The sequence below is a fragment of the Bradyrhizobium sp. LA2.1 genome (assembly GCF_040547725.1).
Classification (GTDB): domain Bacteria; phylum Pseudomonadota; class Alphaproteobacteria; order Rhizobiales; family Xanthobacteraceae; genus Bradyrhizobium; species Bradyrhizobium barranii.
Window position 1 is genome coordinate 112,922 of sequence record NZ_JBEPQI010000023.1, and the last position, 26,588, is coordinate 139,509.

The following is a 26,588-nucleotide window of genomic DNA, read 5'->3' on the forward strand; positions in this document are numbered from 1 at the left end:
GTGTTTGGAGGGTTGCAGGATGGGTTCGCTTAGCATTTGGCACTGGATCCTGGTGATCGCAGTCGTCCTGCTGCTGTTCGGCCGCGGCAAGATTTCGGATCTGATGGGCGACGTGGCCCAGGGCATCAAGGCCTTCAAGAAGGGCATGCAGGACGACGACAAGGTCGCCGACAAGCCCGAGCCGGCCAAGTCGATCGAGCACGCCGCCGCGCCGCCGACCGCGGCCCGGTCCGACGTCGGCAGCAAGGCCGTCTGAGTAAGCGTACGCGAGACGCGGGTGACGGCGCCGATCCTAAGCGCGAAGGATTGGGCCGGTCGCGGCTGGCGTGAACGGAAGACCTCATGTTCGATATCGGGTGGAGTGAACTGGTCCTGATCGGGGTCGTGGCCCTGGTTGCCATCGGCCCGAAAGAGCTGCCGGGCGTTCTGCGCATGGTCGGGCAGTGGATGGGCAAGGCCCGCAAGATGGCTGCCGAATTCCAGGGCCAGTTCCAGGAAGCGATGCGCGAGGCCGAAATGGCCGACCTCAAGAAGAGCTTTGACGAGGTCAAGGAAGCCGCTTCCGGCTTTGCCGGCAACAATCTGATGACCTCGCTCCAGAAGGATGTCAGCGACGCGCTCCGCGTCGATGCGCTGGACAAGCCGGCCGAGACCACCACGACCACCGCCGTCGAAGCGACTTCAAGTGAAGCGCTGGCGATTTCAAGCGAAACGCCGGCGACACCAACCACGCCGGAAGCGCCGACGCCCGAGACCTTCGTGGAAGCCGAGGCGCATGCGGCTGCGAACGAGCCGCTCGCGATCACCCGCGAGGTCGAGCAGGCCCAGGTCATTCAAGACACTGCGCCACCCGAGGCGATCAAGGACGTCAAAGCGTCATGAGCGACGCCGATATCGAGGCCAGCAAAGCCCCTCTGATGGACCACCTGATCGAGCTGCGGTCGCGGCTGATCAAGGCGCTGCTTGGCTTTGGCGTGGCCTTCATCTTCTGCTTCTTCTTCGCCAAGCAGATCTACAACGTGCTGGTCTGGCCGTTCGTGTGGGTCGCGGGTCCCGAGAATTCGAAGTTCATCTACACGGCGCTGCTGGAATATTTCATCACCCAGCTCAAGCTCGCGTTGTTCGGCGCCGGCTTCATCTCGTTCCCGATCGTCGCGACGCAGATCTACAAGTTCGTCGCGCCCGGGCTCTACAAGCACGAGAAGCAGGCCTTCCTGCCGTACCTGGTCGCAACCCCGTTCTTCTTCGTGCTGGGCGCGGCGCTGGTCTATTTCGTGGTGCTGCCGATGCTGGTCCGCTTCTCGCTCGGCATGCAGCAGGCCGGCAGCGACGAGACCGCGCAGATCCAGCTGCTGCCCAAGGTCGGCGAATATCTGTCGCTGATGATGTCGCTGATCTTCGCCTTCGGCATCGCCTTCCAGCTTCCGGTGATCCTGACGCTGCTCGGGCGTATTGGGATCGTGACCTCGAAGATGCTGCGCGAGAAGCGCCGCTATTTCATCGTCATCGCCTTCGTCATCGCGGCCGTTCTGACGCCGCCCGACGTGCTGAGCCAGTGCTCGCTGGCGATCCCCCTGCTGCTGCTCTACGAGGGCTCGATCATCGCGGTCGGGATGGTGGAGAAGAAGGCGGCGGCGTCGAAGGCCGCCACCGGCACCGACGTGTCGACGCCGGCCAATCCGGCGGAGTAGCGGCCAGGCGCGCTGTCATTCCCCGCGAAGGCGGGGAATCCAGTACGCCGAGGCCCCTCGGAGAATCACTGCTGTCTCTGGAATACTGGATCGCCCGCTTTCGCGGGCGATGACGCCTGTGGTAGTGGGAAGCGCGATGCAAGCTCCCGACATACCGCGTTGGCTGTTGCACGCTGATCCAGGACCACCGCCATGCACGACATCAAATCGATCCGCGACAATCCGCAAGCCTTCGACGCCGGCCTCGCCAGGCGTGGCCTGAAGCCGTTGTCGGCGTCGCTGCTCGCGATCGACGAGAAGCGGCGGGCGGCGATCCTGGCCTCGGAGCAGGCGCAGGCGCGGCGCAATGCGGCCTCCAAGGAGATCGGCGACGCCAAGAAGGCGAAGGATGACGCGCGCGCCGCCAAGCTCATGGCGGAGGTCGCCGAGCTCAAGACAACGATGCCGCAGCTCGAGGCCGTTGCGAAAGCCGCCGACGAGGAGCTTGCCACGGCGCTGTCGGCGATCCCCAATCTGCCGCTCGGCGAAGTGCCCGACGGCGTCGACGAGCACGGCAACGTGCAACGCCATGTCTTCGGCAACCGACGCAACTACGCGTTTGCGCCCAAACCCCATGATGATCTCGGCGGCGCGCTCGGTGACATGGATTTCGAGACGGCGGCAAAGCTCTCCGGCGCGCGCTTCGTCGTGCTGAAGAAGGGGCTGGCGCGGCTCGAACGCGCGCTCGGCCAGTTCATGCTGAATCTGCACATCGATGAGCACGGCTATACCGAGATCAATCCGCCGCTGCTGGTCCGCAACGAGATCATGTTCGGCACGGGACAATTGCCGAAATTCGAGGATGACCAGTTCTGGGCGATCAAGGGCGAATTGCTCGCCGCACCCGATCTGGAGCGGCTGCGGACCGAGCGTCTCGGCATCATTCCGACAGCGGAGGTGGCGCTCACCAACCTCGTTCGAGAATCCATCCTCGATGAGAAGCAGCTGCCGATGCGCTTGACTGCGCTGACGCCGTGTTTTCGCGCGGAGGCGGGCGCCGCAGGACGTGATACCCGAGGCATGATCCGCCAGCACCAGTTCACCAAGGTCGAGCTGGTGTCGATCACGACGCCGGAGACCAGCAAGGACGAGCATGAGCGGATGCTGGCATGCGCCGAGGAAGTGCTGCGCCGGCTCGATCTGCACTACCGCGTGATGACGCTGTGCACCGGAGACATGGGCTTTTCGTCGCAAAAAACCTATGACATCGAGGTCTGGATGCCCGGGCAGGGCGAGGGCGGCGCGTTCCGCGAGATCTCGAGCTGCTCGGTCTGCGGTGACTTCCAGGCCCGCCGCATGGACGCCCGCTCGCGCGGTCCGGACGGCAAGCCACGATTCGTGCACACGCTGAACGGCTCCGGCACCGCGCTCGGCCGCGCGCTGATCGCCGTGATGGAGACTTATCAACAGGAGGACGGCTCGATCGCAGTCCCCAGCGTGCTCCAGCCCTATATGGGCGGACTGAAGGTGGTCGCGCGCGAGTAGGGCGTTTTCGAGCGAAGTGGATACCGGTTCGCGTCGAGAAAGCGCGTCAAACAAGATAAAAATCTGAAGTCCCGTTCCGATTCTATCGGAACGCGAATCCGGTGCGTGTTGCCCGGCTGTCACGCAGAAACGTTTGGTTGCGAAGATCGGGCGGCTGGTTATTCTGCCGGCCACCCGACAACACGAACTCACTGTTCATGGCCTTGCACCGCGACATCTTCTGGGTCGGCAGACAATGGGCGGTGACAGGTGCCGGTATCCAGGCCGTCGATCAGCGTCTGCGTGGTGTGTTCGACATCGCGATCGCGCGGCTCTGGGATGACGATCTCGTGTGCAGCCGGCGGGCCAAGCCCGGCGTGAATGCTGCGGATTTCGACAAGGCGCTGACCGTGGCGCGCGAACGCTTTCCGCAGACGCGGGAGCCGGAGCCGATCCTCGCGCAATTGGAGGCGCTCGGGGTGATCGAGGCTCCGGTCGTGAGCCTGGTGGTGCCGGCGATGAAGCTGCGCGCGGAAGGCAGGCTCGCACGCTTCCTGCCGCAATGGCGCATCCGCAGGTAGCAGGACCAGGCCGGGAACCCGCCGCCGGACACAGTCGGCCGGTTTGCCTGATCGGCCCCGGCCGGATAAGACGGCTCAGACCCGCTCAGGAACGATTTTTAATATGCGCATTCTCTGCACCAATGACGACGGCATTCACGCCCCCGGCCTCAAGGTCGTGGAGGAGATCGCGCGCGCACTGTCCGACGACGTCTGGGTCGTGGCGCCCGAGCTCGACCAGTCCGGCGTATCGCATTCGCTCTCGCTGAACGATCCGCTGCGCCTGCGCGAGGTCGGACCAAAGCACTTCGCCGTGCGCGGCACGCCGACCGACTGCGTCATCATGGGCGCGCGCCATATCCTCGGCACCAAGCCGCCGGACCTCGTACTGTCCGGCGTCAACAAGGGCCGCAACGTCGCCGAGGACGTGGTCTATTCCGGCACCATCGCCGGCGCGCTGGAGGGCACCATCCTGGGGCTGCCGTCTTTCGCCCTGTCGCAGGAGTTCAGCGTCGAGACGCGCGAGCGCCCGCTTTGGGACACCGCGCTCAAATTCGGACCCGACATCCTGCGCAAGGTGATCGCCGCCGGTATCCCGAAGGACACCGTCATCAACGTCAATTTCCCGGCCTGTACGCCGGAAGAGGTGCTCGGCATCCGCGTCACGCGCCAGGGCAAACGCAATCTCGGCTTCCTCAGGATCGACGAGCGCAGGGACGGCCGCAACAATCCCTATTTCTGGATCGGCTTCGAGCGCGCCGCAATGATGGATACGCCTGCCGAAGGCACCGATCTGGCGGCGCTGCGCGAGCGCTATGTCTCCGTCACGCCGCTACGGCTCGACCGCACCAATGAGGCGTTTTCCGAAGCGCTGAGCGCGACGCTGAAGTAATCGCTAGCCGCCGCGAAGGGCGGCTTCGATGGTCTTGCCGAGCGCGTCGAGCTGGAACGGCTTCTGCAGAGCCGGCCGGTCGCGGTACTGCTCGGGCAGGCCGGAGGAGCCGTAGCCGGTGGCGAAGATGAACGGGCAGCCCTTCGCCCTGATGACATCGGCGACCGGAGAGATGACCTTGCCGTTGACGTTGACGTCGAGGATGGCGATGTCGAACTCGGTCGCCTGGGCGAGCCGCAGGGCCTCGGTGATATCGCCGGCCTCGGCAGCCACCTTGTAGCCGAGCTCTTCGAGCATATCCGCGACCATCATCCTGATCATCACCTCGTCCTCGACGAGGAATACAGAGCGGCCCGAAGGTCCGGTCGCGGTCATAGTCGTTGAGTCCTTGCCCATTTGCGGAAAACGTTCGCAGATAACGCGAATCGACGCAATGCGCGTTTCGGCGAGCGGACACCTGAAAATGGTCTTTGCAGCCAACCCGTTGCAAGCCGATTTATGGTCCAATACCGCGCCCGAACGGCTATCATGGGTTCCTGGGTAGGAACAGGATTCCTGCCCCGGGTCTTAACGAGACACGTGGCCCCGGACCCGACGAGACGATAAGCAGCGATGACCTCCGATCAGCACCCGCCGGAAAAGATGATGTTTCAGCTCTCGCTGAGGCGGCGGGGCATCAGCGATCAGGCGGTGCTACGAACCATGGAGGAGGTGCCGCGCGATCTGTTCGTCGAGGAGACCGATCGCGACGCCGCCTATCGTGACAGCGCGCTGCCGATCGCCTGCGGGCAGACCATCAGCCAGCCCTTCGTCGTTGCCTACATGACCGAGCAGCTGCAGCTCCAGAAGAAGCACCGCGTGCTCGAGATCGGCGCCGGCTCGGGCTATCAGGCCGCCGTGCTGTCGCGTCTCGCAGGCCAGGTGCTGACCGTCGAGCGCTACCGCAAGCTCGCGGAGGCGGCACGCGCCCGGCTCGAAAAGCTAAACTGTCACAATGTCGAGGTGATGCTCGGCGACGGCCTCAACCTGCCGGCCAATATCGGCCCGTTCGACCGCATCATCGTGACCGCCGCGATGGAGCAGCTTCCGGAGAACCTGGTCGAGCGGCTGGAGGTCGGCGGCATCCTGATCGCACCCATCGGCCCGCACCATGGTGTGCAGACGCTGGTCCGTCTCAGCCGGACCGAAGCCGGGATCGAGCGCAAGGAACTCGTCGAGGTCCGCTTCGTGCCGGCGCTGCCCGGGGTGGCGCGGGAGCTGTAGATTTCCGGATCGGCTGTGCCGCCAACATCTTATTGGGAGGGTTAAGCCGTTATTTACTCGCGACGTGTTTACTTAAAAGACCAGTTCTGTTGCGTACGAGTGAGTAACCATGTCTGTAGTCGCCGAGTTGCTTTACTCGCGCCGCGTGCCGCAGGTTGCGGTCTTGGCGCTGATCTCGTTCAGCTTCGCAGGGTGCAGCGCCGACATGCAGTCGCGGCTGTCCCAGTCGAATTTCTCCAATCCTTTCGCGTCTGAGCAGACCGGCTCGGTGCAGCAGGCACCGCCGCCGCAGCGTGAGCTGCCGCAATATTCGCGGCCGCAGACGCAGCCCGGTTATTATCAGTCGCAGCCCTTGCCGCCGCCGGCGGTCTCCGCGCCGCAATCCTATCCGGTTGCGGCGGGTGGCGGGGTGTCCGGAGGCGGTCGCGGCGTCAGCTCCTACGCGCCCCCGGCACAGCCGCATCTTGAGACCACCGCCACCGTGCCGCCGCGCTCGGTCGCGGCCGCCCAGCCGCCCGGCGGCACCAAGATCATCGTCGGCACCAGCGACACGCTCGACGTGCTCGCCAAGCGCTATCGCGTCACGCCGCAGGCGATCCTCGCCGCCAACGGCTACAAGGGCCCGCGCGCGCTCTCGCCAGGCCAGCAATTGATCATCCCGCATCCGGCCACAGCGGCTGCGCCCGCACCGGCGATGGCTCCTGTCGCGGCGGCTCCCGCGATGGCGCCTGCTGCGAAGCCGGTTGCCGCCGTCGCCGCGCCGCCGAGCACGCACTTCGTCAACCACGGCGACACGCTCGCCAGCATCGCCCGCAAGAACCACATCTCGTCGGCTGAGCTTGCCCGTGCCAACGGCCTCGATCCGTCGGCCAAGCTCAAGCTCGGCACCAGGCTGACCGTGCCCGGTGCCAAGACCGCCGCGGTCGCGGCGCCGGGTGCTGCGGCCCCTGTCGCGGGCACGCTGCAGCCCGTTGCAGTTGCTCCCGCACCCGCCACCAAGATGGCCGCTGTCGCCGCACCCGTGCAGAGCGCGCGTCTGGCCCAGGCCAATGTCGAAGAGAAGGCCGCGGAGGCTCCGGCGAAAGCTGCGGAGACCACCAGCGCGCTGCCGACCTTCCGCTGGCCGGTGCGCGGCAAGGTGGTCACGAGCTACGGCGCCAAGACCAATGGCAAGTCCAATGACGGCATCAATCTCGCGGTGCCCGAGGGTACGCCGGTCAAGGCGGCAGAAGACGGCGTCGTCGCCTATTCGGGCAACGAGCTCAAAGGTTACGGCAATCTGGTCCTGGTTCGGCACTCCAACGGCTACGTCACCGCATATGCCCATGCGAGTGAGCTGATGGTGAAGCGCGGCGATACCATCAAGCGCGGTCAGGTCATTGCCAAGTCGGGTCAATCCGGGGAGGTGGCGTCGCCGCAGCTCCACTTCGAGATCCGTAAGGGATCGAGCCCGGTTGACCCGCTTCAATTCCTGAACGGGGCGTGAGGCGCGGGCCCACAGAGTAGGGCACGCAATCACCACGAGTATGCTGTCATCGCCCGCCTTGTGCGCATTGCGCACTGGTGCGGGCGATCCAGTATTCCAGAGGCGGCGGTTGCCAAGCCGAGAAGCTGCCTCGAACCGTGGCGTACTGAGGCTTTGTGTCCGGACAATCAATTTTCGAAAAACAACCCCATGCAAAGTAGCCGATGGCTGCCGGTGAAATGTCCTAATGTCCTGAAGCTGCTTCAGTTTCGATGGCGCAGCGGACTTGGCAGCCGGACCGTCAACGTTGTGACCAGGACCCTTTGATTTAGATCAACCTGGAAGTCTGTCGTTCCGTTTCCGTAGCAGCGCAGGCCAATGACGCACGGGTCCGGAGATCGGCATGAAGCTGGCTGATACGAAATCGTCGCCTGATTCCGGACAATTGTTCCAGCATCCACCAGGCGAGGGGATGCTGTACGTGCCGGGCGGCACGTTTCGCATGGGTTCGGATCGGCACTATCCGGAAGAAGCGCCGGTCCACCGTGTCACCGTGGATGCGTTCTGGATGGATTGCCATCCAGTGACCAACCGGCAATTCAAGGCGTTCGCCAAGGCTACCGGCCACGTCACCCTTGCCGAGATCGTGCCCGATCCAAAGGACTATCCGGGAATGCTCCCGCACATGGTCTATGCGGGCTCCCTGATGTTCTCGCCGCCCGCGTATCCGGTCAGTCTCCGGGACTTCAGCCAGTGGTGGACCTTCGCCAAAGGCGCGAACTGGCGGCATCCCTACGGGCCGAGCAGCGACATCCGTGGGCTGGACGATCATCCCGTCGTGCATGTGGCCTTCAGCGATGCGATCGCCTTCGCAAAATGGGTCGGCAAGGATTTGCCGACCGAAGCGGAATGGGAGTTCGCGGCGCGCGGCGGACTGGACGGCGCCGAGTTCGCATGGGGAGATGAATTTGCGCCCGGGGGCCGTCACATGGCCAACACCTGGCAGGGCGAATTTCCACGCCAGAACACCAGGGACGACGGATACGAACGGACATCGCCGGTCAACGCATTTCCGCCGAACGGTTACGGGCTGCACGATCTGATCGGCAACGTCTGGGAATGGACGTCCGACTGGTACTCGCCTCGGCATGAGGCCGACGCTGCAAAAGCCTGCTGCATTCCAGAGAACCCGCGCGGCGGCCGCGAGGCCGACAGCTACGACCCCAGAACGACCAACGTCAAGATTCCACGCAAGGTCATCAAAGGCGGCTCGCATTTGTGCGCGCCGAACTACTGCAGACGCTACCGGCCGGCTGCGCGGCATGCGGAGCCGATCGACACATCCACGAGTCACCTTGGATTTCGGTGCATCAGGCGAGGTGTCTCTAACGCATCATAATGGGAGAGCGAGGCCATGTTGAATTGCATATTCAATGACAAGCCACCCTTTGCCGCAATTCCACCGTTCAAGACGTCCCGTTGCCACAAGAGGTCCTGCGCCTCGCTGCTTGGCGCGACGATATTGATGTCGCTGTCCGGGGCAGCCAGCACGCCGGCGACCGCACAGCCGGCACCGAAACCCAATATCCTCTTCATCATGGGCGACGACATCGGCTGGATGCAGCCGAGCATCTACCACCGCGGCCTGATGGTCGGCGAAACGCCCAACATCGATCGCATCGGCAACGAAGGCGCGATCTTCATGCACTATTACGCCGAGCAGAGCTGCACGGCCGGTCGCAATGCCTTCTTCACCGGCATGAATCCGCTGCGCACCGGCATGATCCCCCCGCAACTGCCCGGCAGCCCGTCCTATCTGCGGCCCGGCACCCCGGCGCTCGCCAAATTCCTGCTCGATCTCGGCTACAACACCGGCGAGTTCGGCAAGAACCATCTCGGCGATCACACCGACGCGCTGCCGACCGCGCACGGCTTCCAGGAATTCTGGGGCTACCTGTATCACCTCGATGCGATGCAGGGCGTGAGCTTCCCGGACATCAACAAGTCCCCCACCCAGCAGACGGTTGCCCCGCCCTGCAAGAATACGCCGATCCCCGGCATCCCGGAAGTACCGGGCGCGGTCGATCCGCAAACGACGGTTTGCCTGACGCCTCCGCGCAACGTGCTGGCGTGCAAGTCGGATGGTACATCCAGGACTCAGCAGTGCATCGACCAGGGCCCGCTGACGCTCGAGCGATCGAAGGGGGTCGACGAGGAAATCTCGGCCAAGGTCATCGACTTCATCGATCGCAACGACCCGAAGACGACGGGCAAGCCTTTCTTCGTCTGGTACAACCCGGCGCGCATGCACGTCACAACCGTGCTGAACGACAAGTACATGGCCATGGTCGGCGAGCCCGGCGGCAAGGACTGGGGCGTCAACGAAGCCGGCATGAAGCAGATGGATGACAACATTGGCTACGTGCTGAAGAAGCTCCAGGACATGGGCCAGCTCGACAACACGATCGTCGTGTTCACCACCGACAATGGTGCGGAGACGTTCACCTACCCGGACGGCGGCACGACCCCGTTCAAGGGCTCGAAGATGAACACCTGGGAAGGCGGCATGCGCGCTCCCTGTGTCATCCGCTGGCCGGGCGTCATCAAGCCCGGGACCGTCAAGAACGACATCTTCGCGTCGCTCGACTGGCTGCCCACGCTTGTCAACATTGCCGGCGGAGCCAAGGGCGATGCGCTGAACAAGCGAATCATGGCCGGTGCCTATCCGGGCATCGTCAAGACCAAGCTCGATGGCGTCGATCAGACCGAGTACCTTTCCGGACGTTCGGAAAAGTCGGCGCGCGACACCTTCTTCTACTATTCCAGCAGCCATCCGTCGGCTGTGCGCTACAAGAATTGGAAGATGTATTTCGCGATCGCGCCCGAAACCGCGACGGGATTCCTCTTGCCGGGCGTCCAGACCCAGTTCGCAGCCGGCATGGTTAACCTCAAGCGCGATCCATTCGAGACGTCGTGGGGCGATGAGAAAAAGGCGAGTTTCTGGATGAGCGGCGCGCTCGCCGGACCGGTCAGCGCTTACATATACGACTGGAACCTGCTGCCCATCGGGCAGGTGCTGTGGCTGAAGGAGCTGGAATCCTACAGGGAGTTTCCCCCCCTTCAGGATCCCGCGAGCTACAACCTGGATCAGGTCATGGAACAGCTCAAGAAGGGTCAGGGGCACCCGAGCCAGTAGCTCGGATGCTTGCGGGTGAAGCGGGCGCCCGACATAGGGCGCCCGCCAACGGAATAGCGAGCAAAGTGATCAAGGAGGCCGCGCCCGATCGGTCGGCACCTCCACAAGCCACGTCCGCTTCCGATGCATCAAGCGAACAGAGCCAATTGCATAACAACAGGAGAAGCACGTCATGAGTAGCAAGCTTCCGCCAGAAGAATCGCACGACGTTGCGCCGCAATCGGGCGGCGGAATGAAACGCCGCGATCTGCTGCTGAGCGGCAGTTCGCTTGTGGCCGCCTCGGCGCTCTCGGCTGTCGGGCTGACAACCCCGGCACACGCGCAGCAGCCGGCAGCAGCGCCCGCAGCGGCCGGCCAGCGGCCGAACATCGTCTTCATCATGGGTGACGACATCGGCTGGTTCAACATCGGCGCCTACCACCAGGGCATCATGGCAAGCCGGACACCGAACCTCGACAAGCTCGCCGCGGAAGGCATGCGCTTCACCGACTACTACGCCGAAGCGAGCTGCACGGCGGGCCGCGCCAATTTCATCACAGGCGAACTGCCAATCCGTACCGGGCTTACCACGGTCGGCCAAGCGGGCTCCCCGATCGGAATGCCTGCGCAGGCGCCGACCATTGCGACCGCGCTGAAATCCATGGGGTACACCACGGGACAGTTCGGCAAGAACCACCTCGGCGACCTCAACGAATTCCTGCCAACCATGCACGGCTTCGACGAGTTCTTCGGCTATCTGTACCACCTCGATGCCATGGAAGACCCGGCCCACCGCAACTACCCGCAAGCGCTCTTGGCCACCGTCGGTCCGCGCAATATGGTTCATTCCTGGGCGACCGACGTCGACGATCCGACGGTGCAGACGCGCTGGGGCAAGATCGGCAAGCAAAAGATCGAGGACTCCGGACCGCTTTATCCAAAGCGGATGGAGACGGTGGATGACGAAATCCTGAAGATCACGTTCGACTTCATCGACAAGGCCAAGCGGGACAACAAGCCGTTCTTCGTCTGGCTCAACCCGACGCGCATGCACGTCGTCACGCACCTCTCCGAGAAGTACGAGAACATGCGCAACTCCGACAACGGCTGGTCGGTTTCGGAGGGCGGATTCGCCCAACTGGACGATATCGTCGGCGCCGTCATGAAGAAGCTCAAGGACGAGGGCTTCGACGACAACACGATCGTCGCGTTCACGACCGACAACGGCGCGGAGAACTTTACATGGCCGGATGGTGGACAGACGCCATTTGCGGGCGGCAAGGGAACGGCCCTGGAAGGTGGCTTCCGCGTGCCCTGCATGATCCGCTGGCCGGGCAAGGTGCCGGCGGGAAAGGTCGAGAACGGCATTATCTCCGGACTCGACTGGTTCCCGACCTTCGTCGCCGCCGCCGGCAATCCGAATATTGCCGACGAGTTGAGGAAAGGAAAGCAACTCGCCGGCAAGACCTACAAGGTCTACCTCGACGGGTTCAACCAGATGGACCTGATTACCGGAAAGGGCCCGTCTGCCCGCCACTCGGTCTTCTATTTCACTGAGGGCACACTGAGCGCGGTGCGCATCGACGACTTCAAATATCGCTTCACCGATCAGCCGAGCGGCTGGTTAGGCGGCACGGTCAAGGTTGATTGGCCGATCCTCACCAACATTCGGCTTGATCCGTTCGAACGCACGAACTTGCCCAACGGCGCGCAGGGGTCGTTGGCATTCTATAACTGGTTTGTTTTCGAGTTCTGGCGGTTCCAGTTCGTGCAGCAGGAGGTCGGCAAGCTCGCCCAGACGGCGATCGAGTTTCCGCCGATGCAGAAGGGCGCGAGCTTCAACCTCGAAGCCGTCAAGGAACAGATCGAGAAGGCCATGCAGTCGCACGCTGGCAAGTAGAATGTGCGGTGGGCGGGCGCTCCGCGTTGGGGCGCCCGCCCACGGAATAGCGAGCAAGTGATCAAAGAGGCCGCGTCGGGCCGGTCGCCACCTCCACAAGCCACGCCGGCTTCCGATGCGTCAAGCGAACAGAGCCAATTGCGTAACAACGGGAGGAGTACGTCATGAGCAATAAGCTTCCGCCTGGAGATTCCCACGACGCTACTCCGCAATCGGGCAACGGAATGAAACGCCGCGATCTTTTGCTGAGCGGGAGTTCTCTTGTCGCCGCTTCGGCACTCACCGCGGTCGGGCTAACAAGTTCTGCGCATGCGCAGCAACCAACACCGTCACCCGCGCCAGCCGGGCAGCGGCCGAACATCGTCTTCATCATGGGTGACGACATCGGCATGTGGAATATCGGCGCTTATCACCGCGGCCTGATGGCCGGCCGGACGCCCAATCTCGACAAGCTCGCCGCCGAAGGCATGCTGTTCACCGATTACTATGCCGAGGCGAGCTGCACGGCAGGTCGCGCCAACTTCATCACAGGTGAATTGCCAATCCGCACCGGCATGACCACGGTCGGCCAGGCCGGCGCTGCCATCGGCATACCCGCGCAGGCGGTGACGATTGCCACCGCGTTGAAAGGAATGGGCTACGCCACCGGCCAGTTTGGCAAGAACCACCTTGGCGACAAGAATGAATTCTTGCCGACGGTGCATGGCTTCGACGAGTTCTTCGGTTACCTCTATCACCTCGACGCCATGGAAGACCCCGCGCACCCGAATTACCCGCAGGACCTGCTGAACGTCGTCGGTCCGCGCAATATGCTCCATACATACGCGACCGCCGTGGACGACCCCACCGTGGATCCACGCTGGGGCAAGGTCGGCAAACAGCGGATCGAGGATGCCGGAACGCTTTATCCAAAGAGAATGGAAACCGTAGATGACGAAATTCGCGATCTTGCGCTGAAGTTCATCGAGAAGGCCAAGGCCGACAACAAGCCGTTCTTTCTATGGCTCAACCCGACCCGGATGCACATCGTCACGCATCTTTCACCAAAGTACGAGGGAACGCGCAACTCCAAGAACGGCTGGTCGATACATGAAGCCGGCATGGCGCAGCTCGATGACGACGTCGGCATGGTGATGCAGAAGCTCAAGGATATGGGCGTGGACGACAACACCATCGTGGTCTTCACCACCGACAACGGCACCGAGGTCTTCACCTGGCCTGATGGCGGGCAGACGCCTTTCGCGCAGAGCAAAGGCACCGTCATGGAAGGTGGCTTCCGCGTGCCCTGCATGATCCGTTGGCCGGGCAAGGTGCCGGCCGGCAAGGTCGAGAACGGCATCATTTCCGGTCTGGACTGGTTTCCGACCTTGCTGGCGGCCGCCGGCAACCCGAACATTGCAGATGAGCTGCAGAAGGGCAAACAGATCGGTGACACGACCTATAAGTGCTATCTGGACGGCTATAACCAGATGGACATGATTACCGGCAAGGGGCCGTCGAACCGGCACGAAATCTTTTACTTCGGAGAGAGCGAACTAGGTGCCGTGCGCATCGACGACTTCAAGTATCGCTTCATCGACCAGCCAAAAGGCTGGCTCGGCGAAAAAACCAAGGTTGACGTGCCCTATTTGACCAATCTTCGCCTCGATCCATTCGAGCGCACGGGCTGGCCCGATAACGGGAGTAAAGAAGGCGCGCAGCAATACTTCGACTGGTTCAAATACGAATTCTGGCGCTTTGTATTTGTTCAGCAGCAGGTGGAAAAGCTGGCGATGACGGCGATCGAGTTTCCGCCGATGCAAAAGGGCGCGAGTTTCAACCTCGATGCCGTGAAGGCGAAAATCGAGGCGGCCCGGGCGGCGGTGGGCAAGTAGCGCCTGGCATCGACTGGTTTCATGGCGGGCGCACCGAACTCCTGTGCGCCCGCTTGGCAACGGAAAGGAGTCGACCTTGAAACCGATCATCCGTTTTCCTGCTATCGATCGCCGCATCCTGCTCTCGTCACTGGCCGTCCTTCCCTTGCTCTCCGCCTCACTCCGCTCCACCTCCGCGCTGGCACAGGCACGCGATCCACTCCCGTCCTGGAACGAGGGGGCGACCAAGGCTTCGATCCTCGATTTCGTCGCGCGGGTCACGACGCAAGGCGGGCCTTTCTTCGTGCCGGTCGAGCAGCGCATCGCGACCTTCGACAATGACGGCACACTATGGGTCGAGCAGCCGATGTACGTGCAACTGGCCTTCGCCCTCGACCGCGTGAAGGCCATGGCGCCAATGCATCCGGAATGGAAGACCAAGCAGCCGTTCGCGGCGGTGCTGGACGACGACCTGAAGGCGCTCGCGGCTTCAGGCGAAAAAGGATTGGTCGAAATCATCGCCGTGACACATGCCGGCATGACCACGGCAGAGTTCGAGAAGATTGTCACGGATTGGTTGGCGACCGCGCGCGATCCCCGCTTCAAGCGGCCGCATACTGAACTGGTCTACCAGCCGATGCTCGAACTGCTCGCCTATCTCCGGGCCAGCGGCTTCAAGACCTTCATCGCGTCGGGCGGCGGCATCGAATTCATGCGGCCCTGGACCGAGCGGATCTACGGAATACCTCCGGAGCAGGTGGTCGGATCGTCGATCAAAACCCGATTTGAGATCAAGGACGGTGCGCCAACGCTCTTCCGGCTGCCCGACATCAATTTCATCGACGACAAGGCGGGCAAGCCGATCGGCATCAACGAGCACATTGGCCGGCGTCCGATCGCCGCCTTCGGCAACTCCGACGGCGATCTCGAAATGCTGCAATGGACGACGCTCGGCGCCAGTGGCGCGCGGTTCGGCCTGATCGTCCACCATACCGATGCAGAACGCGAATATGCCTATGACCGCGACTCGCATTTCGGGAAACTCGACGTCGCGCTCGACGCCGCGGCCGTCAACAAGTGGGCGGTCGTCGACATGAAGAAGGACTGGAAGCGCATCTTTGCCTTCGACTGACATCCTCTAAGGACCCATAAGTGCCATCTGGACGGCAACAGCCAGTGGACATGGTTACCGGCAAGAGGCACCCAACGCATTCCGGACTTGCACACCGACCATCTTTGTCGCCTGCGGCACCGCGTTCGAGGCGCGGACGTCCGCTGTTAACGCAAGGAGGACATCAGCAGGACGTTGGGCGCCCCCTTGGGCGGCACCACGGTCGGTGGCCAATAGGGTTTGGAACCCTTGGCATCCATATTGATCGTTCCGCCGAACGGCGCGGGCGGGTTTGGGAGATATTTGCCGTCAATCGTCGTCGTGGCGCTGGGTGAGCCCGGCGTTCCCGAGATCTGCTGGGCGAAGGTCGGACCAATTGTGAGAGCCAGAACGGAGGTCGACCATACCAATGCGCGCATGGTGGGAGTGATGTTCATGGTCAGACTCCCTCGAATTGACTATTCGAAGCTAAACCTGCGAACAGCATGCGCCATACGCTTCAGGATGGCCGCATCGTCATCGACCACAATCACGAAGCGCCATCATGTCCGTGTAGCCCGGTACGGGCGTGCGCAAGAGTCTTGGCCGACCGTTGATCCAGATCAATGGAATAGTCCACCGTGAGCACAACGAAGGGTCGTTGTTATAAAGGCGGGCTTTGCCGACGGGCGCTGAGAATGTCCGGTGATGGGGACCGACCGGACGCGGCTGGCCTCGCGGTCGGTTGCTGACGAGGCGACGACGTCTTCTAAAAGCGAACATTTCCGGACTAGTGATCAAAGAAGTCTGCACGATGTCGGACCGTGAACCCATTCTCAAGCCCGTTGCGATCGCAGACCTGCGCCCGACCCAGATGACGGTCGGCATTCGGGAGGTCAAGGAGAAGCGCAAGCGCTGGCGCGACGAGAGCAAAGAGAAAGGAGCCGAGTTCCTGGGTAAGCACATGATCCCCGTCGTGCTTGGCCCAAAGGACCGCCACTACGTCATCGATCATCACCACCTGGCGCGTGCGCTCCATGAAGAAGGGGTCGAAGAGGTATTGGTTACCGTGGTGAAAAACCTCAGGACGCTGGAGCCCGATTCGTTCTGGTTCGTCCTGGACAATCAAAGCTGGATGCATTCGTACGACGACGAGGGCCGTCTGCGCCCTTACAAGGATTTGCCGAAGACCGTGGCCGGGCTTGTTGACGATCCGTTCCGCTCGTTGGCGGGCGAACTGCGGCGCGCCGGCGGGTACGCCAAGGACACGACGCCGTTCAGCGAGTTCTTGTGGGCGGATTTTTTGCGTCGCCGGGTCAAGCGCAAAACCGTAGAGACCCACTTCGAGGCCGCTCTCGAGCAAGCCCTGGAATTGTCCAAAACCGAGGAGGCGAGCTACCTGCCCGGCTGGTGTGGTCCCGTCTTGGAGGATTGAAGGCATGCCTATCCCGCTCGAAAAATCCGCAAGCGCGCCGAAGACCCGAGGAGCCGTGCTGGCCCGGTGCGAGAGGCTAACGGACAGCGGCATCGACTAGAGGAAAGAGCAGCTCATGGCGCAAACAGAGGCCGACAGAACACTGAGCCATCTGGATCACGAGCTTGTCGCGTCGCTAAACGACTTCCACGATCCGAACCAAGAGTGGCGCCGCCTCTTCTCGGAGCTGCTCGGAACGTTCTTCCTCGTCCTCGTGGCCGCCGGTGGCGGCATGATGGGGCAGGCCTTTCCCGGCACGATCAGCCGTGCCGCTGCGGTCGTCGCACCCGGTCTGATGGTGATGGCGATCATCCTCTTCATGGGCAAGGTGTCCGGCGCTCATCTCAATCCCGCGGTCAGTATCGCGTTCTCGGTGCGTGGCGACTTCCCATGGCGTCGCGTACCGGGATATATCGTCGTGCAGTTGATCGGGGCGACGCTCGCGGCACTGTTCCTGCACGCCGTGATCAACGTGTCGGCCAGCTACGGGTCGAACTATCCCGCGTCGGGATACTCCGCGTCCGATGCGTTCCTGATGGAGGCCGTGCTGACCCTCGGTCTCGTCAGTGTCATTCTCGGCACGGCGTCAGGCGCTCAGAACATCGGGATCATCGGCGCGATCGGCGTCGGCGCGTACATTGCACTTGCCGGGCTGTGGGGGAGCCCTATCTCGGGAGCGTCGATGAACCCAGCGCGCACGTTCGGCCCGAACTTAATCGCGACCGACTTCACGAGCTATTGGGTGTATGTCGCAGGTCCACTCGTGGGTGCAGTTCTCGCAGTGGGTGCAGCATGGGTGCTCCGCGGTGCCGGCGGCGGCCGCGCAGGCTCAGGTGCGGCACAGGGGAGCCTTTTCACCGAAGTCGAGCACCCGGAGAAAGGGTGAGGCGCAGGCATAATGGGTCATGAACTCTCGCTGTTCGTGGGTACGTTCGCGACTTTGCTCGCGATAATAAATCCGTTCGAGGTCCTGCCGGTCTATCTGAAGATGCTGGAAGGCAAGGACGCCGCCACACATCGCAAGGTGGCATGGAAAGCTTGCCTCTATGCGCTGCTTCTATCTCTCTTTTTCTTGATCTTCGGAACGCTGATCCTACGCTTGTTCGGCGTGCCGCTGAGCATGGTCCGCATCGTCGGCGGGATCATCCTGATGAAGATCGGCTTTGAACTATTTTCACCGTCCGCTTCCGGTGGCGTGATTCCGGCCAGCGGCGCGGATCAGAGCGGTAACATAGCTTTCGTGCCGCTTGCGATGCCGCTCATGTGCGGACCAGGCGCTATCGCCACCATCCTCGGCATGACTGCCACGATTAAGCGATCATCAGCGGAACTGGCCTCTTTCGTAGCGATCGTCGTGGCTATTTTCGCGACGATGGTCGTCACCTACCTGTGTCTGGCATATGCCGGGAAACTTTTCGACAAGCTCGGCGCAATGGGGATCGATGCTATCACCCGAATAGTTGGCTTCTTCGTCTCTGCGATGGGCGTTGCGCTGATCTTCGACGGTATCATCGAGGCATTGCAGACGCATGGTGTGACGATTCTGCGTTGAACTAGCTGTTGGTGGCGCCACGCAAATTCCGGGGCGATCTTGACCGCGGATGTATTCTGCCAATCGGAGATTTGTTCTGAACCGAACCGAGTCCGAGGTGGACCGTATTACGCGGCGTCGGGAAGTTGTCGGCCCACAGTACAAAGGACGCGATCATCCACTTCGGACACCGGGACACAAGTCTCGTTGCGCGCCAGGCCGCCACGTCATTTAACCGGGAACAGAAGCGCGATTTCAGCGCGCAATTGCCAAGCCGGAGTGCCGGTCGGACGTACCGCGTTGTAATAGCCGGCAATCGATGCGTTCACCGGTTGGTCACCCACTCTGAAAACGCGACCGAAGCCGCCGCCAATCGGCACAGTCCACTGCTGACCCGATGGCGCGAGCCAGTTCGAGGTGATGACGGGTGACGTGGTCAAGTACCAGCCGTGCGCCATGTTGTAGTTGGCGAAGGGCTGGGCGAGGAAGGCGTTGACGGGCGGTCGCAGTGGATTGCCGCCGACCGACCACTGGTTATTGAGCAATACACCGATCACCCAATGTGGCGGCGTGACCACTAACACGGCCGTTGGGCCGAACAAGAATTTACCGGTCCCGAGGATGGGATCGTTTGCGGACGGAACGGTGAAGACTGGCCCCACGCCCCAGATCAGCGGCCCGGGGTGCACGGGGGACACAAACAACGATTGAGTAATGTCGCCAATCCCGTTGGTGCTACTGTCGAAGAACGGACTCGGCTGGCTCACCAGCGGAATGATAGTACGTGAGATTACGTTCCAGTCTTCGTTTAAATGCATGGGCACGACGGGTTGAATGTTGAGTACTTCCTGGGTGCGATTGAATGGTCCGGTATTGAAATTGGTGTTGCTCTGAAACGGCACGCTGACCAAATCCGCGATCGGGTTTTGTGATTTCTTCTGTAGATCTTCGTCGTCTGAAGGCTCGTGGGAATGCTTCGGCGCCTCGGCCTCCGCGGGAAGGCCGCTTTCGAATTTATAATTGATGCCAGCTTTGACCATTTGAAGGTCGCGGTTCAACGCGACCGAGGGGACGGTGGGAGAACGCCAGTTCGATAGCCCAAGATAATCGTATTCGAGTTTGACGGTCCAATGCGACTTGAAGCCGTATTCGATGCCAGCGCCCGCCAACCAGCCGGTGTTCGTGCTGGTCCCGTTCCAAGCGGCGCCGGGGAGGTTCAAAGTAGCGCTGCTGTTGACCCAGCCGCCGCCAAGCTTGGCGAATACGAGCCATCGATCATCCACGAGGCCGACACGGCCCGCCACGGTGCCGATCCAGTGTTGATCTACAAAGGCTAATGTCGGAGCAGGAAAGACCGGATGACCGAAGCCGGCTCCATCGAACTCACCTTCGACACCAAACAGAAAGTGGCCGGCCTGGAAGTTATAGCCCGCCTGCACGCCTCCAACGAATTCGGTCAGGCCGCCATACAGATTGTTGCCGGGAATGTTCAGGCTGCCGTTGGACCATCCCCCACCGAAGTTGGCACCAACATAAAACCCTCCCCAATTGTACAATGGTGCCGCGATTGGTGCTTTGTATATCGGAGCTTTGACAGGCAGATCGGACGCAAGAGCGGGTCCGCTCAACAATCCTGCCGCGATGCAAATGAGGAAAACTCTCTGCACTGTCGCCTCCTCAAGGTCGGCCACAACTCGCAAACATATGACCAAGAAGGTTTCTGACCAATCAACTTGTTTGATCTGCATCAAGCCTAGCTTGCAATGTCGATGCAGGTGACATTTCGGTCACAACGAAATTGAGGGTCTTCGTGCCGCTTCGTGTTCTTTAAGTGAACATTGTTGTCTGACTTTGCGATCGTCTCCTGTTTGAGAACGCGCTGGGCGATCTGGGAGTGATGCATTGGAATTTTTGCCCATGGCGGTCATCAGCACCGCAATAGAAGTTTCGGCTAACGAGGAGGTTGCTGCGTAGCCGGCTTCCCCACGCTTTGGCCGTACAGGGCCTGGGCGTAATCGTCTCTGGCGTGAGCATCGACGGCATCCTCGAATGGGCCAGCGGCCACAGGTGCGGCGAAGACTGACGCTAGAATGACGCCGACGAGCGTGAGCTTGAGGTTCATCGTCTGGCAACTTTGCTCTTGGTCACACTCGATTACCAATAAGCAGTCGTGAGGCTCAATACGCGACCTAGCAACGGCTGGCATCGCGTTGCAGCAAGAGACGCCGGCGAACGGCAACGCGAGCTTGTTTTTTTCTCACTCGTTGGTGGGGGTCCGAAAATAGAATCGGTGGCACAAACTGCATACCCAACATTTCCAGCTATGAGAGGGTTGCAGTAGGTCTGCCGTGGCGCCCGATCGGACTTGGGTTACCGAATGTGGCTCTTTGGTCGCAGCATTGATCTTTCTTGCGATAGATCTATCCCCGTTGAATTTTACATGATGAGCCCCGATCGCCTCGGGGGTACGCTGTGGCCGGATTGTATTCGGAGGTAGCACATCTTACGAGGCGCGACATGACAGTGAGCATTGCACTGGCGGCGGGGCAGAGTGAGCGATCGAAATCAGCACGTCGACGCAGACTTGGCGTTGCTGCATTCGTCTTGACGTCCGCGATCATTGGTTTTTCCCATTGTGCGTTGGCCGATGAAGGCGGCGTCAGCTTCTGGGTCCCCGGTTTCTTTGGAAGTCTGGCGGCCACGCCGCAGCAGCCGGGTTGGTCGCTGGCAAACATCTACTATCACACCTCTGTCTCCGCCGGCGCCGACGTCGCGCGTGCGCGCGAGTTCACGCTCAACAGGGTTCCGGCCAATGTTACCCTCGACGCAAAACTGAATTTGAACGTCAACGCCACGGGCGATCTTGGCTTTGTGATCCCAACCTATGTATTCGCGACGCCGGTTCTCGGCGGCCAGGCGTCCGTGTCCCTGTTAGCAGCCTATGGCGTCGTCGGCACCAGCCTGGCAGGCACCTTGTCAGGCGTGCTCACGGGCCCTCTCGGCAACAACGTCCCCTTCGCGCGGTCCGACACCATCAGCGACACCACATGGGGCTTTGGGGATGTCGCGCCGGTATTCCAATTGCGCTGGAACGCCGGGGTCCACAACTACATGACCTATATCATGGGCGACATCCCGGTTGGCGCTTACCAATCCGATCGCCTGTCGAATATAGGCATCGGACACAGCGCGATCGACGTCGGCGGCGGCTACACCTATTTCAATCCGCAGACCGGCCACGAATTCTCCGGCGTGCTCGGCTTCACCTACAATTTCAAGAACACTGCAACGCAGTATCAGAATGGCGTCGACATGCACTTCGACTGGGGTGCATCGCAATTCCTGTCGAAGCAGGTCATGGTTGGCCTCGTGGGCTATGTCTACAAGGAACTCGGCTGCGACAGCGGTTCAGGTGACCGTGTCGGCTGCTTCCAGTCCCAAGTGGTCGGCATCGGCCCCCAGATTGGATTCCTGTTTCCGGTCGGCGACATGCAGGGCTATCTCAATTTAAAGGCTTACGGTGAGTTCGCTGCGGAAAACCGGCCATCAGGCTGGAATACCTGGGTCACCTTCTCTATCTCGCCGCCCGCGCCCGGAGCACCTCCGACGACAAAGCCCATCGTTAGAAAATACTAGCAGCAATCAAGCTGCGGCTGTCAGTTTGCTGATCATTCTTTGCAACACGCGGGCAACCGGTGGCACCTGGTCCCCGTCGAAGCTCGTTCCGGTGACCACCACCGAGGCCGTAGTGCCGGCGCGTAGCAGGCGTCGCCTTCGCGCGCGATTCCTTTGCGATCTCGCCCGCCGCGCCTGAAAGTACCGTCACGCCGACCCGGCACATGGTGACAAAGCAAGGCACGCGCCCTTGACCCCCGCCTTCGGGGAAGGGCGGCACGTAGCCGGGTGGCGATCCGACCGCTAATTCACCGTCAGCTTCACGCCGAGCCGCCCCGCAAGCTCCTGCACGAACTGCCAGGCGACGCGGCCAGAGCGGGAGCCGCGCGTGGTCGACCATTCCAGCGCCTCGCGCTCCAGCGCCTCGTCGTCGACCTCAATGCCGAAATGGCTGCAATAGCCCCGCACCATGGCGAGATATTCGTCCTGGCTGCAGCGGTGGAAGCCGAGCCATAGTCCGAAGCGATCGGACAACGAGACTTTTTCTTCGACGGCTTCGCCGGGATTGATCGCGGTCGAGCGCTCGTTCTCGATCATCTCGCGCGCCAGCAGATGGCGGCGGTTGGAAGTGGCGTAGAGGATGACGTTCTCGGGCCGGCCCTCGATGCCGCCTTCGAGCACGGCCTTGAGCGACTTGTAGGACGCATCATTGCCGTCGAAGGAGAGGTCGTCGCAGAACACGATGAAGTAGAAGGACGAGGCGCGCAGCTGCTCCATCAGCGCGGGCAGGCTCTCGATGTCCTCGCGGTGGATCTCGATCAGCTTCAGCTTATCGGCGGCCTTGCGCTCCGCGTTGATGCTGGCATGCGCCGCCTTAACGAGCGACGACTTGCCCATGCCGCGCGCGCCCCAGAGCAGGGCATTGTTGGCCGGCAGGCCGTTGGCGAAACGCTCGGTGTTCTCCATCAGGATGTCGCGCATCCGGTCGACGCCCTTCAGCAGGAACAGCTCGACGCGGCTGACCCGCGGCACCGCAGCGAGGCGGCCGTCGGGGTGCCAGACATAGGCGTCCGCCCGCTCGAACGATTCGCGTTCGACGGCCGGCTTGCCCTGGGCGGCGAGGTGCGCCGCGATCGTCTCCAGCGCGCGGACGATGCGATCCTGGGAGAGGTCCGGGGCTGCCTTATCGACTGCCTTGGGGGGGGCCTTGGGACGTTTTGCCGCGACGCGGGCAGGCGTCCTGGCAGGGGGGCGGGGGCCTTTGCCGGCCGGGCTTTTGCTTGGTTTTTTGGGCATGTCCGAAGTTCCTGAGAACGCAGCCTTATCGGGCCTGAGGGCGCGCCGCAAGGTGGCCAAATCGACGGTCTGGCAGCGTTGCAATTGGGGCAATGGCCGCTATAGTCCGCGCGAATTTGACCGAACCGGTCGCCTTTGAGGGCCTGACCGGTTTTCCCCCGTTTCCACGAGGATCGTCCGAATGTTCATTACCCCTGCGTATGCCCAGGCCGCGGGCGCCGGCGACACCAACAGCATGTTGATGTCGCTGCTGCCGTTCGCCCTGATCTTCGTGATCATGTACTTCCTGATTCTGCGCCCGCAGCAGAAGAAGGTGCGCGACCATGCCGACCTCGTGAAGAACATCCGCCGCGGCGACACCGTCGTGACCTCGGGCGGCCTCGTCGGCAAGGTCACCAAGGTCGTCGACGACGACCAGATCGAGTTCGAGATCGCAGACGGCGTGCGCGTGCGGCAGATGCGTTCGATGGTCTCCGGCGTGCGCGCCAAGGGCGAGCCGGCGAAAGAATCCAAGGATAGCAAGGAAGCCGCCAAGGACGACGCCGCGTCGAAGTGAGCGTTTCCGCGAGCATCCCAAGTCTCCCGATCTGACAGGTCCAGTCGATGTTGTATTTCACGCGGTGGAAGGCGCTGGGGATTATCCTGACGGCGCTGATCGTGTGCCTCTGCGCGGTCCCGAACTTCTTTCCCGAAGCGCAGGTCAAGACCTGGCCCGCCTGGGCGCAGCGCCGGCTCGTTCTCGGCCTCGACCTCCAGGGCGGCTCCTATCTGCTGCTCGAGGTCGATTCCAGCTATGTGAAGAAGGAGAGGCTGGACCAGGTCCGCGACGACGTCCGCCGGACGCTGCGCGATGCCAAGATCGGATTCACCGGCGGCGTGACCGTGCGCAACGACGCGGCCGAGGTTCGCATCACCAAGGAATCCGACGTGCAGCCGGCGCTCGCCAAGCTGCGCGAGCTGTCCCAGCCACTGGGCGGACTGATGGGATCCAGCGGTCAGCGCGACCTTGAGGTGACCGATGCCGGCGGCGGCGTGATCCGCCTGGCGATTCCGCAGGCTGCGATGCTCGACCGCATGCGTAAGACCATCGAGCAGTCGATTCAGATCGTCGAGCGCCGCGTCAACGAGCTCGGCACCGTCGAGCCGGTCATCCAGCGCCAGGGCAACGACCGCATCCTGGTGCAGGTCCCAGGTCTTCAGGATCCGACCCGCCTGAAGGAATTGCTCGGCAAGACCGCGAAGATGGAATTCCGCATGGTCGATGCGTCCGTGCCGCCGGATCAGGCGCAGCAGGGACGGTTGCCGCCGGAATCCGAGCTGCTGATGAGCGCCTCGCCGCCGCCCACGCCCTATGTAGTCAAGAAGCAGGTGCTGGTCGCCGGTGGCGACCTGACCGACGCCCAGGCGAGCTTCGACCAGCGGACGGGTGAGCCGGTCGTCAGCTTCAAGTTCAACACCTCGGGCGCGCGCAAGTTCGCGCAGGCCACGCAGGAAAACGTCGGGCTGCCCTTCGCGATCGTGCTCGACAACAAGGTGATCTCGGCGCCCGTCATCCGCGAGCCCATCACCGGTGGTCAGGGCCAGATCTCCGGCAATTTCACGGTGCAATCGGCCAACGATCTCGCGATCCTGTTGCGCGCCGGCGCGTTGCCGGCGCCGCTCACTGTGGTCGAGGAGCGCACCGTCGGTCCGGGCCTCGGCCAGGACTCGATCGAGAAGGGCGAGCTTGCGGCCTATGTCGGCTCGATCCTGGTCATCATCTTCATGCTGCTGACCTACCGGCTGTTCGGCGTGTTCGCGAACATCGCGGTGGCGATCAACGTCGCCATGATCTTCGGCCTGTTGTCGCTGCTCAACGCCACGCTGACGCTGCCCGGCATCGCCGGCATCGTGCTCACCGTCGGCATCGCGGTCGACTCCAACGTGCTGATCTACGAGCGCATCCGTGAGGAGCTGCGGGGTGGCCGCAATGCGATTTCGGCGATCGACGCCGGATTCAAGCGGGCGCTGGCGACCATCCTCGATTCCAACATCACCACCTTCATTGCCGCTGCCGTGCTGTTCTACATCGGCACCGGCCCGGTGCGCGGCTTTGCCGTGACGCTCGGCATCGGCATCATCACCACGGTGTTCACCGCCTTCACGCTGACCCGGCTGATCGTAGCCTGGTGGGTGCGGTGGAAGCGGCCGCAGAGCGTGCCGATCTAGGAGCTAAGACCGTGACTCACTACGTTCTCATCGGGCTTGGCATTCTCATTGCCGTTCTCACCGTGGTCGCAGCGCTCGGGCTGCTGCCGTCGCTGCGCATCGTCCCGGACGATACGCATTTCGACTTCACGCGCTTCCGCCGGATCAGCTTCCCGATCTCGGCGGCGCTGTCGATCGTCGCGATCACGCTGTTCTTCACCCATGGCCTGAATTTCGGCATCGACTTCCGCGGCGGCACGCTGCTGGAAGTGCAGGCCAAGTCCGGCGCCGCCGACATCGCCGCGATGCGCACGACGCTCGATGCCTTGCATCTCGGCGAAGTCCAGTTGCAGCAGTTCGGCGGCCCCGAGAACGTCCTGATCCGCGTCGCGGAGCAGCCGGGCGGCGACGCTGCCCAGCAGGAAGCCGTGCAGAAGGTGCGCGGTGCGCTCGGCGATTCCGTCGAATATCGCCGCGTCGAGGTGGTGGGACCGCGCGTGTCCGGCGAGCTGCTGGCTTACGGCATGCTCGGCCTGATGCTCGCGATCGTCTCGATCCTGATCTACCTCTGGTTCCGCTTCGAATGGCAGTTCGCGCTCGGCGCCATGATCGCCAACGTGCACGACATCGTGCTGACGATCGGCTTCATGTCGATCAGCCAGGTCGATTTCGACCTGACCAGCATCGCGGCCCTTCTGACCATTCTGGGCTATTCGCTCAACGACACCGTCGTCATCTACGACCGTATCCGCGAAATGCTGCGCCGCTACAAGAAGATGCCGATGCCGCAGCTGCTCAACGAGTCGATCAATTCGACCCTGTCGCGCTCGATCATCACCCACTTCACCGTGACGCTGGCGCTGCTGGCTCTGCTGCTGTTCGGCGGCCATGCCATCCACAGCTTCACCGCGGTGATGATGTTCGGCGTGGTGCTGGTCGGCACCTATACCTCGATCTTCATCGCGGCCCCGATCCTGATCTATCTCGGCGTCGGCGAGCATCGCGAAGATGCGCCCGATACGGCTACGCCGGCGAAGAAAAACAAGGCATGATCCGAACCGCATGCCCTCGCACGCGTTTGCGAGGGCAGTAA

23 protein-coding genes and 1 pseudogene are annotated in these 26,588 nt (G+C 62.3%); 20 read left to right on the plus strand and 4 right to left on the minus strand.

What is annotated here, in order from left to right:
• The first annotated feature begins 19 nt into the window (after positions 1-19).
• From ABIB95_RS34665 to surE, 6 genes are all read left to right on the plus strand, one after another.
• Positions 20-256 carry a twin-arginine translocase TatA/TatE family subunit gene (locus ABIB95_RS34665; RefSeq protein ID WP_028156107.1) on the plus strand — a complete coding sequence of 79 codons (237 nt, stop codon included), beginning with the start codon at positions 20-22 and terminating at the stop codon, positions 254-256.
• A gap of 86 nt (positions 257-342) precedes the next feature.
• The gene (gene tatB, locus ABIB95_RS34670) at positions 343-882 is read left to right on the plus strand and encodes a Sec-independent protein translocase protein TatB (RefSeq protein ID WP_354118119.1); all 540 of its coding nucleotides are present in this window, start codon (positions 343-345) and stop codon (positions 880-882) included.
• Positions 879-1,691 (plus strand): twin-arginine translocase subunit TatC, encoded by an 813-nt coding sequence (tatC, locus tag ABIB95_RS34675; RefSeq protein ID WP_063983113.1) that lies wholly within the window; start codon positions 879-881, stop codon positions 1,689-1,691. The genes tatB and tatC overlap by 4 nt, the downstream gene beginning before the upstream one ends.
• 192 nt (positions 1,692-1,883) lie before the next feature.
• On the plus strand, positions 1,884-3,215 hold the full coding sequence (gene serS, locus ABIB95_RS34680; protein WP_071913615.1) for a serine--tRNA ligase: 1,332 nt from the start codon (positions 1,884-1,886) through the stop codon (positions 3,213-3,215).
• A 197-nt stretch (positions 3,216-3,412) separates the two neighbouring features.
• The gene (locus tag ABIB95_RS34685) at positions 3,413-3,775 is read left to right on the plus strand and encodes a hypothetical protein (protein WP_071913617.1); all 363 of its coding nucleotides are present in this window, start codon (positions 3,413-3,415) and stop codon (positions 3,773-3,775) included.
• 103 nt (positions 3,776-3,878) lie between these two features.
• Positions 3,879-4,646 (plus strand): 5'/3'-nucleotidase SurE, encoded by a 768-nt coding sequence (surE, locus tag ABIB95_RS34690; RefSeq protein WP_063983116.1) that lies wholly within the window; start codon positions 3,879-3,881, stop codon positions 4,644-4,646.
• 3 nt (positions 4,647-4,649) lie between these two features.
• Here the strand turns inward: surE and ABIB95_RS34695 are convergent, their stop codons facing one another.
• Positions 4,650-5,021 carry a response regulator gene (locus ABIB95_RS34695; RefSeq protein ID WP_028152469.1) on the minus strand — a complete coding sequence of 124 codons (372 nt, stop codon included), beginning with the start codon at positions 5,019-5,021 and terminating at the stop codon, positions 4,650-4,652.
• A 237-nt stretch (positions 5,022-5,258) separates the two neighbouring features.
• On the opposite strand from ABIB95_RS34695, the gene ABIB95_RS34700 reads away from it, so the two are divergent.
• The 7 genes from ABIB95_RS34700 to ABIB95_RS34730 all read left to right on the plus strand — a co-directional run bounded on the left by ABIB95_RS34700 (position 5,259) and on the right by ABIB95_RS34730 (position 15,434).
• Positions 5,259-5,909, plus strand: a complete 651-nt coding sequence (locus ABIB95_RS34700) for a protein-L-isoaspartate(D-aspartate) O-methyltransferase (RefSeq protein WP_208087020.1) — start codon at positions 5,259-5,261, stop codon at positions 5,907-5,909.
• 109 nt (positions 5,910-6,018) lie between these two features.
• Positions 6,019-7,395: a peptidoglycan DD-metalloendopeptidase family protein gene (locus ABIB95_RS34705; protein ID WP_354246218.1), complete on the plus strand. Its 1,377-nt coding sequence runs from the start codon at positions 6,019-6,021 to the stop codon at positions 7,393-7,395.
• Between the two features lie 382 nt (positions 7,396-7,777).
• Complete coding sequence (locus tag ABIB95_RS34710; RefSeq protein WP_354246220.1) at positions 7,778-8,773, plus strand: formylglycine-generating enzyme family protein; 996 nt, start codon at positions 7,778-7,780, stop codon at positions 8,771-8,773.
• Positions 8,774-8,899: 126 nt separating this feature from the next.
• Positions 8,900-10,570: an arylsulfatase gene (locus ABIB95_RS34715; RefSeq protein WP_354246315.1), complete on the plus strand. Its 1,671-nt coding sequence runs from the start codon at positions 8,900-8,902 to the stop codon at positions 10,568-10,570.
• A gap of 232 nt (positions 10,571-10,802) precedes the next feature.
• A complete protein-coding gene (locus tag ABIB95_RS34720) occupies positions 10,803-12,449 on the plus strand; it encodes an arylsulfatase (RefSeq protein ID WP_354246318.1) in 1,647 nt (548 codons plus the stop codon).
• A 224-nt stretch (positions 12,450-12,673) separates the two neighbouring features.
• A complete protein-coding gene (locus ABIB95_RS34725; RefSeq protein WP_354246321.1) occupies positions 12,674-14,323 on the plus strand; it encodes an arylsulfatase in 1,650 nt (549 codons plus the stop codon).
• Between the two features lie 130 nt (positions 14,324-14,453).
• Positions 14,454-15,434, plus strand: coding sequence for an HAD family hydrolase (locus tag ABIB95_RS34730; RefSeq protein ID WP_502917899.1), 981 nt, complete (start codon positions 14,454-14,456; stop codon positions 15,432-15,434).
• Positions 15,435-15,595: 161 nt separating this feature from the next.
• Here ABIB95_RS34730 and ABIB95_RS34735 read toward each other — a convergent pair.
• Positions 15,596-15,832 (minus strand): annotated as a pseudogene (locus ABIB95_RS34735) (hypothetical protein); the annotation flags it as partial.
• A gap of 374 nt (positions 15,833-16,206) precedes the next feature.
• Between ABIB95_RS34735 and ABIB95_RS34740 the strand changes: the two are divergent.
• From ABIB95_RS34740 to ABIB95_RS34750, 3 genes are all read left to right on the plus strand, one after another.
• Positions 16,207-16,827, plus strand: a complete 621-nt coding sequence (locus tag ABIB95_RS34740; RefSeq protein WP_354246226.1) for a ParB-like protein — start codon at positions 16,207-16,209, stop codon at positions 16,825-16,827.
• 115 nt (positions 16,828-16,942) lie between these two features.
• Positions 16,943-17,752, plus strand: coding sequence for an MIP/aquaporin family protein (locus tag ABIB95_RS34745; RefSeq protein WP_071917433.1), 810 nt, complete (start codon positions 16,943-16,945; stop codon positions 17,750-17,752).
• A gap of 12 nt (positions 17,753-17,764) precedes the next feature.
• On the plus strand, positions 17,765-18,418 hold the full coding sequence (locus ABIB95_RS34750; RefSeq protein ID WP_071913630.1) for a MarC family protein: 654 nt from the start codon (positions 17,765-17,767) through the stop codon (positions 18,416-18,418).
• Between the two features lie 206 nt (positions 18,419-18,624).
• Here ABIB95_RS34750 and ABIB95_RS34755 read toward each other — a convergent pair whose 3' ends face one another.
• Positions 18,625-20,145, minus strand: coding sequence for an outer membrane protein (locus tag ABIB95_RS34755; RefSeq protein ID WP_354246324.1), 1,521 nt, complete (start codon positions 20,143-20,145; stop codon positions 18,625-18,627).
• 769 nt (positions 20,146-20,914) lie between these two features.
• Between ABIB95_RS34755 and ABIB95_RS34760 the strand changes: the two genes are divergently transcribed.
• Complete coding sequence (locus tag ABIB95_RS34760) at positions 20,915-22,033, plus strand: SphA family protein (protein WP_223154038.1); 1,119 nt, start codon at positions 20,915-20,917, stop codon at positions 22,031-22,033.
• A gap of 282 nt (positions 22,034-22,315) precedes the next feature.
• Here ABIB95_RS34760 and ABIB95_RS34765 read toward each other — a convergent pair whose 3' ends face one another.
• Complete coding sequence (locus tag ABIB95_RS34765) at positions 22,316-23,308, minus strand: ATP-binding protein (RefSeq protein ID WP_354246231.1); 993 nt, start codon at positions 23,306-23,308, stop codon at positions 22,316-22,318.
• A 181-nt stretch (positions 23,309-23,489) separates the two neighbouring features.
• Between ABIB95_RS34765 and yajC the strand changes: the two genes are divergently transcribed.
• Genes yajC through secF form a run of 3 tightly spaced genes read left to right on the plus strand, consistent with a single transcriptional unit; the run spans position 23,490 to position 26,547 of the window.
• On the plus strand, positions 23,490-23,864 hold the full coding sequence (gene yajC, locus ABIB95_RS34770) for a preprotein translocase subunit YajC (protein ID WP_354246234.1): 375 nt from the start codon (positions 23,490-23,492) through the stop codon (positions 23,862-23,864).
• 47 nt (positions 23,865-23,911) lie between these two features.
• A complete protein-coding gene (secD, locus tag ABIB95_RS34775; RefSeq protein ID WP_071913639.1) occupies positions 23,912-25,516 on the plus strand; it encodes a protein translocase subunit SecD in 1,605 nt (534 codons plus the stop codon).
• 11 nt (positions 25,517-25,527) lie between these two features.
• Positions 25,528-26,547, plus strand: coding sequence for a protein translocase subunit SecF (gene secF, locus ABIB95_RS34780; protein WP_028152341.1), 1,020 nt, complete (start codon positions 25,528-25,530; stop codon positions 26,545-26,547).
• Positions 26,548-26,588: the final 41 nt, after the last annotated feature.